The following is a 12308-nucleotide window of genomic DNA, read 5'->3' as shown; positions in this document are numbered from 1 at the left end:
TGGATTGATTTAAACTGTTTAGTAGACTTAAGCCACTTTACCCGTCTGCTGCGACGCCCGCAAGTAAGGATTGTAACGCTTGTCCAGGATGGTCAGTCTTCATGAACTGTTCACCGATTAAAAAGTGCTGAATGTCATTATCTAACATCAAACGAATATCAGCGCTATTATGAATGCCACTTTCGGTGACGATAAGCGGTTTAAGCGTGCTATCCACATTAGCTGCCAGTGCGTCGATTAAAATATTTTTTAGATCCAGCGTGGTTTGCAAGTCGACATCGAAAGTATTCAAGTCACGATTATTAATGCCATAAATATTATGCGCTGAGCGCGGTAGCTGTAGTGCACGTTCAAGTTCGAATTGGGTATGGACTTCTATCAATACATCCATACCCAATTCGATACTTAGCGCATGCAGCTCTTGTACTTGGATATCGTCAAGGCAGGCCATAATGAGTAGAATACAGTCAGCGCCCATCAGATAAGATTGATAGATCTGGTACACATCTATCATAAAATCTTTACGCAGTATGGGTAAGCTTACCGCATTAGCTGCTTGAATAAGATAGCTATCATCACCTTGGAAATAATCGCGATCAGTCAATACAGACAGACAGCTGGCGCCCGCTTGCTCGTATTGCTTGGCAAATAGGGCTGGCGCGAAGTTGTGATTGATAACGCCCTTAGAAGGAGAGGCTTTTTTAATCTCAGCGATGATACCAATACCATGCTCTTTAGTGCTAGCCGCTCGCAGCGCCGCCGCGAAGCCACGACGTGGTTTGTTATCCGCCGCGACTTGTGCTTGTAAGTCTTCAAGAGATAATACCTTGCAAGCGGCGTTTACTTCTTCCACTTTAGTGGCGACAATGCGTTGCAATACGGAAGGAACATCTGTTTTGGTTTCTGTATGAGTCATGCGGGTATCCGAATATCGTTAAATGTAAATAGACAAAATAGCTAGAGTGCACAGTAATGGTGCTTAGCCGTTAAGCAGGAGTCACTAGTTGCTGCGTGTATGTGGCGAGAGACTCAAGCTTGAGTAGAGCATCACCATTATGAATGACTGTTTGTGCCCGGCTCACACCATTAGCATAGTTGCTGGCAAGTCCTGCGGTATATATGGCCGCGCCTGCATTTAATGCAATCATATCACGTGCTTTAAGTACAGCACGATCTTGAGAGTTTTTTCCTGATAGAGCCGCGCGAATCAGCTCAAGACTTTGCGCTGGAGAATCTACATCGAGACCGATAAGGGTTTGTGACTCAATACCTGCATCTTCTGGCATCATCTCATAGACGGATATCTCACCGTCTTTTAATTCAGCGACAGTGGTTGAGGTAGCGAGACTGATTTCATCCAAACCGTCTTTTGCGCCCACAACCATGACATGACGTGCGCCTAAGTTTTTCATGACTTTAGCGATAGGCTCGCACAGCTGAGCGGTAAAGACACCGATTACCAGATTGGGTGTGCCAGCAGGGTTGGTTAATGGTCCTAAAATATTAAAGATGGTGCGCGCTTTGAGCTCGCGGCGTACTGGATTGGCATAACGCATCGCACTGTGATGATTGGGCGCAAACAAAAAGCCGATACCTTGGTTTTCGATACATTCTTTAGATTGCTCAGGGGTAAGTGCCAGACTGATACCTGCTTGCTCAAGCAAATCTGAGCTACCAGAGTTGGTAGAGACGCCGCGGTTACCATGTTTGGCCACTTGCGCACCAGCGGCAGCAGCAACCAATGCTGATGCAGTAGAAACGTTGAATAAATTGGCACCATCACCGCCAGTTCCGACGATATCGACTAAGTAATTACAGTCGTTTGGTTCGATATTGGCTGCTAACGCACGCATTGCACTGGCAGAGGCAGTAATCTCATCGATGGACTCACCTTTCATACGTAGACCAGTCAAAATAGCCCCCATCATGGCGTCGCTACATCTGCCTTGCATGATAATCAGCATCACCTGATACATCTCATCAAAGGTTAAATCAATGTGCTGAAAAATTCGCCCCAAAGCTGTCGTCAGTAGCGTATGTGTCTCTTCATCAGACAGTTGAGCAATATTAGTTGGGGTAGGGCTTTCATTTGTTTTTGTCGTACTCATTGTGATCTCTCTTAATATTTTTATACGTTAATTTTAAATTATCAATAGAATAGGTTTTATTTTAATTTTGTTATTAACGCCCTTTTTAGAACATGCTTTAATAAACTGTTAGCCGACTTGTGGTAGTTCATCTGAGGTTAGTGCTGACAAATGATGCGTTTGCAAAAAATTGTTGAGCAGCTGATAACCTGCTTCGCTTAAGATAGACTCAGGATGAAATTGTACCCCTTCTATCGCAAACGTTTTATGACGGATACCCATGATTTCTTCAATACTGCCATCACTGTTTTGTGTCCATGCGGTCAGCTCAAGACAATCGGGCAGGCTGGTTTTATCAATGACAAGCGAATGATAGCGCGTGACTTGTACGGGATTAGGCAAGCCTACAAAGACACCTTGGTCAGTATGATAAACGGCGGATAAGCGGCCATGCATGACTTCACCAGCCTTGACCACTTGTCCACCAAATGCTTGTCCAATGGCCTGATGTCCTAGGCAAATACCTAGTATCGGTATCACGCCCTGAAAAGTCTTGATAGCTTCTAGAGAGATACCCGCCTGATCAGGATCGCAGGGACCGGGGCCAATGACGATCGCATCTGGCGCAAGGGTTCTAATATTTTCAATAGTGGTTTGATCGTTACGCCAGACGGTGATTTCCTGCTGTAATTCACCGAAGTACTGTACAATATTGTACGTAAAGCTGTCGTAATTATCGATCATCAGAATCATTAGCGTTCTACTTATTGAGTTCTACTTATGGAGATGGTTATATAACGCCGTTATCTTACCACTATTTTGTAGACTATCAAATGTAGGGTGCAGGCGACTTTGTAGACTATCAAATGTAGGGTACAGGCGACTTTGTAGACTATCAAATGTAGGGTACAGGCGACCCAAATAAGCGGTGAATATCAATACATTTTGCTTGTTAGATGATATTCGTTAACATCTCAAACGCACTAAAAAAGTACATAATTTTTATTTATGCACTAAATATGCACTAATTTAGTGCAGTCATGCGTTAGTAATGCCTCTGGGTAAATAATTTGCATGACACCTCTGATGATAAATATACGGCTGTAATATTGTCAAAGGTATTATAAGTTGCTGTAATTATTGTTAATAACTGTCCTTTTATCATCTATATTTTCAGCATTATAAAAAGCTGGCATAGCCTTTGCATTATTACTGTTATGATTATCTTTGGTGATAAAGTGGTTCAATAATTATTATTAACGAGTGCCTGAAGAGTTCAGCATAATGAGTGATATGTTGTTAGAATAATATCGAACCAAAACACTGGCGAGTCTTATTAAGCGCATAACTCAGATGGCTATCTTGACTAATAATATTGACAGTGCTGAGAATAAGCATAATATTAAACAGGATATTTAGCGCTAAACGCAGCGCTGACTGTTATCAAACCAGAGATTTTTAACCAACAGATTGTACCTATAATTTTAAATCGCAATAATCTAATCAACACAACGGAGACTATTTATGTCGAACAAATTACTAGATCTTATACAATCCTCTAATGCTAAATGGGTTGATTTTCGCTTCACTGATACACGTGGTAAAGAGCAACATATCAGCTTTCCAGCGCATAGCGTTGATGAAGAAGTGATGGAAGATGGCAAGATGTTTGATGGCTCATCTATTGCTGGTTGGAAAGGTATCGAAGCGTCAGATATGATCTTGCGTCCTGATCCAGAGACGGCTTTTCTTGACCCGTTCTTTGATTCACTTACCGTAGTTGTTACTTGCGATATCATCGAGCCATCAACGCTACAAGGTTATGATCGTGACCCACGTTCTATTGCGCGCCGCGCCGAAGAGTACTTGAAGTCAACGGGCATTGGCGATACTGCTTATTTTGGTCCTGAGCCTGAGTTTTTTATATTTGATGATGTGAAATGGTCAATTGATATGTCTGGCGTTAGCCATAAGATCACAGCCGAAGAAGCGGCATGGTCGACTAACAATGACTATGAGTGGGGCAACATGGGACATCGTCCACGTGTTAAAGGCGCTTACTTCCCAGTACCACCAATCGATAGCTCGCAAGACATGCGCTCTGTTATGTGTGAGCGTTTAGAAGAAATCATCGGTGAAGGCTGTGTCGAAGTTCATCACCATGAAGTTGCGCCTTGCCAGTCAGAAATTGGTGTCGCTTTCAATACGCTAGTCAAAAAAGCCGATGAAGTACAGCAGTTAAAGTATGTTGTGCATAATGTTGCGCATCAGTTTGGCAAAACGGCTACCTTTATGCCAAAACCAATCGTTGGTGACAATGGTTCAGGCATGCATGTGCATATGTCAATCTCCAAAGATGGTGTCAATACTTTCTCAGGTGATGAGTATGCGGGTCTTTCTGAATCTGCACTGTATTTTATCGGTGGTATTATCAAGCATGCGCGTGCGTTGAATGCGATTACCAACCCATCGACTAATAGCTATAAGCGCCTAGTACCGCATTATGAAGCGCCTATCAAACTTGCGTACTCAGCGTCTAACCGCTCAGCGTCTATCCGTATTCCACATGTTAGCAGCCCAAAAGCGGTACGTGTTGAAGCACGTTTCCCTGATCCAGCAGCCAACCCATACTTAACATTTGCAGCGTTACTAATGGCAGGTCTTGATGGTATTCAAAATAAAATACATCCAGGTGAAGCGGCTGACAAAAACTTGTATGACTTACCACCAGAAGAAGAAGCGCTCATCCCAACCGTTGCGGAGAGCTTAGAAGTTGCATTACAAGCCCTGCGTGATGATCATGAGTTCTTGTTAAAAGGTGATGTATTCACTGAAGACATGCTAGAGGCGTTCATCGCTTTGAAAGAAGAAGAAGTGCAACGTGTCAATGTAACCGTGCATCCCGTTGAGTTTGACTTATACTACAGTTGCTAATTTATAGCTAATACGCTCATAGCAAGCTCAATTCATAAAACCAGTTAAGGCAATCTTAGCTGGTTTTTTTACGTCTCAATAATAATTTACTAAATCAACAGATATGTCCTCTTTGAAATTATTACTGATTTAACGCCCAAAGTATCGCATAATAGATATTCATAATATTAAGTACTCATTAGGTTGACTGACTATGACTTCATTATCAAAACCGGTTTTTTCAAACAGTAAGTTAGGGTTGGCATTGATTGCTGCTACGATGATTGGCATGGCAACTCTCTATGCCCCTTTGGCAAATGCTGCGCCTATTTATAAAGTTATTGACGAAAAAACAGGTCAAGTCACCTTTACCGATCGCCCGCAAAATTATGAGCAGCAGGCAGGTAAAAAAATCAGCCAAACGGGTGTCACGACGAAAGAAAGTCGCGTCAGCTCAAGTAACAGTGATAACACGAGTAGTCAACCTCCTTCTAGTAATGTTAATACTACTATGCAAAATACGGCTGCTAAAAATAGCCCTGTCGCCAAACCAGCCGTCAATTATCAGCTTGCTATTACTGAACCAAGCGCAGAACGTGCATATCGTCGCCCAGCCCAAAGCATTGATGTTAATGTGCAAGTGAAGCCGAACTTACAAACAGGTGATAGTGTTAGTATTTATTTGGATGGTAATGAAGTCGCGCAAGGTCTTAGCGCCTCGATTGCAACGGTAGATGTTTTACCAGGATCGCACAAGATAAGAGCCGTGTTAAAAAATGAGAAAGGTCAAACACTCAAACAAGTAGAGCGTATGGTTTATGTGATTCAAAACAATACAACATTGCAAAATAATAAGAAAATCGCGCAACAGCTTTTAGCTTATCAAAATCTACCTTGGTATCAAAAAGTGCTGTTAAAAATGCGTCAAGAGGGCAAACAACCGAATATGCAATCATTTACTAAGCCTATAGTGGATAAACCCATGACGCTTGAGCAACCGGTGACAAATTGACTTGTAGTCAATGTGTCAATCATGGATAAGTATAAGAACCCATACAAAGTAGAGTAACTTTATAAGTTGATTTCTTCTATATAAACATAAAGGCAAGCGCTGCAATCAGCGCTTGCCTTTATGTTTATCAGGATATTTATCAATTCTATGTATTTATAGCTTATTTAGTCAATTCAATCGTACCATTAGCAGTCACTGAGATAGTACTATTGCCAGATTCAAAACTTTGGCTAGGTACTGACTCGTCGGCCGCGCCTGCTTTCATGCTCATAGCACTATACATCGGACGTGGGTAGTTGCTACCTGTATTTAGATTCACATTGACCACACGATAGCCACGAGCATCCCAAGCGCGTGTTAGGTTTTTAGCTTGTTGCTGAAAAGCACGAGACGCATTGGTCATCAGCTTTTGCTCAAGCGCATCCTTCTTGGTATCTGAGACACCAAAGTTCAGATTGTCCATCACCAGCGTTTCTTGTAGGTCAGCGATGAGTTGGCTGGTTGCTGCAAAGTCGGTGCTTTTTAAATCGATGTTTGCTTGTCCTGTCCAGCCAATGATTTTGTCATTTTTATCATAGCGAGGGTAGGTGCGCTGTTGTCCGGTACTCACGGTAACGGTTGGATAGCGCTTAGCAATTTTCATGGCATTATTGATTGAGGTGTTGAGCGTTGTCGCTAGAGTTTTAGAATCCGTTGCCTGCGCTTTTTTATATAAGCTGGCTCGTACTTCATCATTCTGGATTTCTTCTTTTACTTCTGTCTGAAAGGTAAGCTGATCGTAGCCTGTTGGTTCTGCATGCGCGCTACCCATCATGGCTGTGAGTAGAAATGCAGTACCAGTCGTTAGAGCGGCTTTATTAAGTAGAGTGGTTTTCACAATGATCTCCTGAGTGAGTTATATCAATAGTGTTTAGGTGAGCCATACCATAGGTAAGACTCGCCTTGATATGAGAAGCTGTCCATTTTATTTATTAGTTGATACCGAGTATGCTCAGCTTCCTCAACTAAAATAGCAAAATTTAACAGGCTTGCTGTGAGAATTTTGTCACCTAAGTTACAGGGCGTTTTGAGGTCATAGAAAGAGTTTTACGATAGGGGTTGTAATATTTAAAAATTCTTGTATAATTTGCAACTGGTGGCTCCATTGGTAGCCTCGCAACATTGTTCTATGAACCCCGCCAGGACCGGAAGGTAGCAACGGTAATAGTCACAGTGTGTGCCGAGGATTTGCTTTTGGAGTCGCTTTTTTTTGCCTAAAATTTGATACCTGTTTTGACATTTAATTAGAAATGCTCATTTGATCTATTAAGCCCTTCATTGTAAAGGGCTTTTTTTCGACCTTTTTTTGTCCGATTTCGACCTTTGGTTGATTAATGTGGGTTAAAATACAATGTACTAACTTTTATTAACATTCTGGACACTTTAAGGTTTTCTTATGAAGATGTTTGTTTGGTTGTTCATTGCCTTCGTGCTACTAGTGATTGTGTTTGGCGTATCTATATTTAATAAATTGGTACGCGCTCGCAACCAAGCGAAAAATGGTTTTGCTCAAATAGATGTGCAACTGAAGCGCCGTCATGATTTGATTCCAAATTTGGTTGAAACTGCTAAACGCTATCTAACGCATGAAGAAGAGACGCTGACCCGTGTGATTAGTGCACGTAATCATGCCCAGAGCTTGCAAGACTCCAATATACATCAGCCAGACTCGCTTGAGCATATGGCGCTATTTGCCAAAGCTGAGAGTATGCTGTCTAAAGCGTTAGGGCAGTTTTCAGCGGTTGTGGAAGCTTACCCTGAGCTAAAGGCGGACAGCATGATTAAAGAGTTGATGGATGAGCTGACCAATACTGAGAACCGCATTGGCTTCGCCCGTCAGCACTATAATGACAGCGTGATGTTCTACAACAATGACCGCGAGGTATTTCCTAATAATCTTATTAGTACGACTTTTGGCTTTCGCCCGTTAAGCCCGCTAGTTTTTGAAGACAGAAAGGTGATCGCTCAAGCACCTGTCGTCAATATGGGCTGATATTGAATTATATTCATATGTTTAGATGCGTTTAGCTATTTTTAAGTCAGGCATATAGATGGATTTTTTTGGTGAACAACGCACCCGTACCCAGCGAAGTCTGTTGCTCTATGGGCTATTTTTTCTCATTGTCTTTGCCCATCTGGCAGTAGCGCTGGGTATCATGGCGCTGCTGCTAACGATATTTACTGGTGGCATTTATCATTGGGTGTTGATACTGGTTGCTATCTGGACAATCGGTAGCTTTGTGATCGGTAGTTTTTTAGAGTACAGACGTTTAGAAGCGGGCGGTCGCGCTATTGCTCAGCGTGTGGGCGGGGTTCGGCTGTTTATCGACCACAGCCAAGATGCGTGGGAGCATAGTCAAGGGGTTGCCCATCAGCATGAGCCTATACCAAAGGTTCGTTTCAGCGCCCACCATATCGCAGTACGTAATGAGCGAGATTTTCCGCCTGTCTACCGTCGTTATTATGAGATTGCCCAGCAGCTAGCCATTGCTTCGGGTGTACGTATGCCGATTCTCTATATACTGCCTGATGAGCAAGGTATTAACGGCTTCGTTGCTGGTCGTCATAGTCAAGATATGGTATTGGTCGTCACTCAAGGCGCGCTTGATAAGCTGTCCGATGAGGGGCTATATGGGCTGATAGGGCATGAATATGGTCATATCTTGCATGGTGATGCGACATTTAATTTGCAACTGATGGTGGTGCTGGCAGGCTTGCAATTACTCTATGACTGGAGTGATTCTATTAATAATTTTGGCGCTGGTAATCAACGCAGTCATCAGAATAGCCATAACAATTATTTTGATGATGCGGTCAATCGACGCAATCTCTTGTCACAAAGGGTCGTCGATAGCCATGCGCGTAGCACTGAAGCTCAAACCGCCAATTTTACCACCCATAGTGAATGGGTAAGCTATTGGCAAAGTCAATCACAAAGCCAGCAGTCGTCAGCTAAGAGCCAGTCACGATGGCTACAAAATAATAATAAGTTCGATAGTCAAGCACCGCGCAATATTTGGACGTTGTTAATACATGGATTGAGTTTTTCGAGTATGGCCAGTGCGCAACTGATTAAACACAGCTTTAATCGCCAGCGTGAATTGCTTGCTGATGCCACCAGTGTGCAGCTGACACGCTCACCTGCCATTATGGCAACACTGAAAGCCATTCATCAAGATTCGCTTGGTTCGCGCTTAACCAGTATCGCCGATATCAATGGTCTTAGTCACTTCTTCTTTGCCAGTAGTGGTGCTGATTTGGGTGACGTCTCTTGGTTTGCCACCCATCCGAGCTTGGCTGAGCGAATGAGTGCCATTAATGCCAACGCTTATCATGATTTTGCGGTAAAAGTAGCTAAAGAAAAGCGCATAAATCAACAGAAAATAAAAGAGATATATGAGCAGCGGCGATTAGGGGATTGGGGCGTCATAAAAGCAAATAGCCTAAGCAAAAATAAACAAGAAAAAAATAGCCAATCATCAATATTTGAAACTCAATCAGGATTAGATAACAATAAAAGCAATAACGATAAAAGCCTTACTAATAACAGCAATGATGTTATAGACAAAGAAACTACTGCTTTTCCTGCAAATGAAATAAAGAATGAGTTGGACGAAGATAAGGGGCTAGAGTTTGTTATCGAGAAAGATGTCGTTGTTGCAGGACGTTTACAGGTTCAAGCGCAAAATACCGGTATTCATCAGTTGCTCAAGCCATGGCAAGCAAAACCTGATAGCGATTTGCCATCGGATACATTGATTGGTATCGACGATAGACAAAAAGTTTCACTGCCGCAGTATATACTCAATCACAGTTATCACCCGCTCGGGGCGCAAGCTTTGATTGAAGCAGTTATGTTATGCCATCAAGGTCGTATATTAGCAACGACTGAGAGTTATGACTTGACTGATATCTGGCTTGGAATTGCTAACGATAAAGCGTCTGCTGCTGAAATCAATAATAACGCTAGCGCTAATATTAGCAGCCACCCCCAATTTTTAGCGCATACGATAGATCATAGATTATTAGCAGCAGTGGCACATCTTGATAGGCGTTTAGACAACGCATTGATTGCATTGGCAATAAAGCAATTGAATCAGCATAACCTGTCAGAAACTGCTATCAATGAATCACGCTTAAGATATGAAGCGAGTCATAGCAATCAAGATCATCAACATTATGTGCAGCAAAAAAAGTGTCGTACAATGCTGATGCGCTATCAACAGGGTATCATTGAGCTATTTGAACACTACCTAACGGCGGATTTAAGTCAACATTTCGCTGATAACATAGCCAGTGAAGATGGTGCTATGGATAAAATTAAGCCAGTATCAACGCACTCAGGAAAAATCGACTCTCGGTTGCCACCGATTTTATCATTATGGCAAGCGCTACAGTTGCAGCAATTATTACCTATATTGTCTACTGTATTGAACGAGGAACACGTGCATGCTCAGCCTCAGCTATTATGGTTATGGCAGCAAACATTGCAAGCGGGTAGAGATGATATTTATGACCAGCTTGACCCTTCAGGACAGGTATTTGATGGTCTCGATGTTGCCGCGAAAGCAATGCTTATTTTATTGGCTTATCGCCTATCAAAAGATGTCAAGGGTCAGGTCGTATCAGCACTAGATAGCTCAGTACACATTTCAGCACCTACTTCAGTACTCGGCTATAATAATGACAGTGTTGCTCACTATCTTGTGGATTTGCGGCGTCACGCACGTTTAATTGATATTGACTTAGCCGCTGTTAGTGACGCAAATTTGCAATGGCTACTATTGACTGCGCAAAATATAAATAGTATCCAGTTATTGGCAGTGATAGAAGCGGTGCCTATTTTTATAGCGCCTGCCAGTCAGTCGTCTGCATCAGAAGCCAAACGTAATGATAATTATCGACAGAGGCAACAGGGCAGCGATCAAATAGATTATAATGCTCATAGACAAGACGGCAATGCAGATAGTGTAGATAAGGCGGGCAATGATAGTCTGCGCCATTCTTATGCTTATCATACTTACCGGCAATGGTTGAGTACGTTGCATACGGTGATGTTGCACGATACGATAGTCAGTCAAGACGAATATGATTGCTTGACCGAGCTTGCCAATCATTGGTTAGGCGTTCGGCAGCTTTTTTGAGCAATTTAGTTGATGGTACTTAAGTAATTGTTTTGCTGGCAAGAAACGATATGTTCTTGACCTTTTCTTAATAGCATTTCTTTTGATAGTAAAAGCCTGTAAATTCATTTTAGATAAGTAGGATAGTAAATAAGCATGAGTGATATCCGAGACCCGCTAATTGTATTGCAGCAGCGCCAGATTTTAGCGATGATGGGTATCAATCAGTGGGTGCAGCCGAGCTCTAAGACATTGAGTATCGCAGGTATTTCTGCGCCTGCTCTGCTCGAGCAGACTACAGCTAATCCAATTTTAGCTAATCCTAGTATTTCTTCTGCGATTACCACTGAACAGCCAAGTATTGAATCTTCTAATATTGAATCCCCAAATATTAATGCCATATCAGATATGGTAGATGATGAGTCTATCAACCATTATTATAATGACGCTAATGATACAGATTTAAGCTATTCTGATCAGCAAAGCTCTGTTACTTATAGTTTTGACTCGACTGTCTCTGACATCTCTAAGCCCGCCGTGACTTCCCTTGTAAATACGGTCGTTCAGCAAACTTCTATTGCTGATATAGATGACGCTTCGAGCTTTGGAAATGGCAGTTTTAAAGAAGAGGGCTTTCAAGAGGAAAGCTTCAAAAAGGTAGCACCCTTTGATTTACAAGGTGGTCGCTATGGCAATTGGGTGATTTTGGTGGATATCCAAGCCCTTAATCATGACAGCCAAAAACTGTGGCAAAATATCACCCAAGCCTTATCCATCAGTTGTGAGACGACCTCATTCCCTATTTGTGAAGGTATGGATACGGCTGAGCTTGCCAATGCCAGCCTTGCTGGATACGTCTTTAAAATTGGCCGTAGCGAAGAGATACAGGTAGTGGCATTGACCGCACTTCCTGAAGGTTTGGAACATCCTAACCTGACGACTGCACCCACGTTGGATGAGATGCTTACTGATAGTAATCTCAAACGTCAGCTTTGGGAGCAGTTATCGAGTCAGAGTTAAAGGCTTGCCACTTACTATTATTACGACTACTACGACAGAGATTAAAAAGTAACGATAAAATTCACCTTCAACATTTAACCTTTAATAACCACGATGACTTCATCATATTTAGGA

General features: G+C 42.4%; 9 protein-coding genes and 1 other RNA gene. 6 read left to right on the top strand and 4 right to left on the bottom strand.

Annotated features, from left to right (window positions below; genetic code table 11):
- Nucleotides 1–37: 37 nt before the first annotated feature.
- From trpC to Q6344_07525, 3 genes are all read right to left on the bottom strand, one after another.
- Nucleotides 38–916 carry an indole-3-glycerol phosphate synthase TrpC gene (gene trpC / locus Q6344_07535; protein WLG12469.1) on the bottom strand — a complete coding sequence of 293 codons (879 nt, stop codon included), beginning with the start codon at nucleotides 914–916 and terminating at the stop codon, nucleotides 38–40.
- 70 nt (nucleotides 917–986) lie between these two features.
- On the bottom strand, nucleotides 987–2108 hold the full coding sequence (gene trpD / locus Q6344_07530) for an anthranilate phosphoribosyltransferase (GenBank protein ID WLG12468.1): 1122 nt from the start codon (nucleotides 2106–2108) through the stop codon (nucleotides 987–989).
- Between the two features lie 108 nt (nucleotides 2109–2216).
- Entirely contained in the window at nucleotides 2217–2840 is a 624-nt protein-coding gene (locus Q6344_07525) for an aminodeoxychorismate/anthranilate synthase component II (GenBank protein ID WLG12467.1), read from the bottom strand.
- Between the two features lie 771 nt (nucleotides 2841–3611).
- Between Q6344_07525 and glnA the strand changes: the two genes are divergently transcribed.
- Both glnA and Q6344_07515 read left to right on the top strand, forming a co-directional pair.
- Nucleotides 3612–5021, top strand: a complete 1410-nt coding sequence (gene glnA / locus Q6344_07520; GenBank protein ID WLG12466.1) for a type I glutamate--ammonia ligase — start codon at nucleotides 3612–3614, stop codon at nucleotides 5019–5021.
- 193 nt (nucleotides 5022–5214) lie between these two features.
- On the top strand, nucleotides 5215–6012 hold the full coding sequence (locus tag Q6344_07515; GenBank protein WLG12465.1) for a DUF4124 domain-containing protein: 798 nt from the start codon (nucleotides 5215–5217) through the stop codon (nucleotides 6010–6012).
- 160 nt (nucleotides 6013–6172) lie between these two features.
- Here Q6344_07515 and Q6344_07510 read toward each other — a convergent pair whose 3' ends face one another.
- The gene (locus Q6344_07510; GenBank protein ID WLG12464.1) at nucleotides 6173–6889 is read right to left on the bottom strand and encodes an SIMPL domain-containing protein; all 717 of its coding nucleotides are present in this window, start codon (nucleotides 6887–6889) and stop codon (nucleotides 6173–6175) included.
- A gap of 265 nt (nucleotides 6890–7154) precedes the next feature.
- Between Q6344_07510 and ffs the strand changes: the two genes are divergently transcribed.
- From ffs to Q6344_07490, 4 genes are all read left to right on the top strand, one after another.
- Nucleotides 7155–7251, top strand: an RNA gene (ffs, locus tag Q6344_07505) — signal recognition particle sRNA small type.
- A 196-nt stretch (nucleotides 7252–7447) separates the two neighbouring features.
- Nucleotides 7448–8044: a LemA family protein gene (locus tag Q6344_07500; GenBank protein ID WLG12463.1), complete on the top strand. Its 597-nt coding sequence runs from the start codon at nucleotides 7448–7450 to the stop codon at nucleotides 8042–8044.
- A gap of 58 nt (nucleotides 8045–8102) precedes the next feature.
- Nucleotides 8103–11195, top strand: a complete 3093-nt coding sequence (locus Q6344_07495; GenBank protein WLG12462.1) for a M48 family metalloprotease — start codon at nucleotides 8103–8105, stop codon at nucleotides 11193–11195.
- A 135-nt stretch (nucleotides 11196–11330) separates the two neighbouring features.
- A complete protein-coding gene (locus tag Q6344_07490; GenBank protein WLG12461.1) occupies nucleotides 11331–12194 on the top strand; it encodes a hypothetical protein in 864 nt (287 codons plus the stop codon).
- Nucleotides 12195–12308 lie beyond the last annotated feature (114 nt).

The organism is Psychrobacter cibarius, from assembly GCA_030686115.1.
In the GTDB taxonomy this organism is placed as follows: Bacteria; Pseudomonadota; Gammaproteobacteria; order Pseudomonadales; family Moraxellaceae; genus Psychrobacter; species Psychrobacter cibarius_C.
Note: the sequence above shows the minus strand (reverse complement) of the source record. Positions and strands in the feature narration are given on the sequence as shown.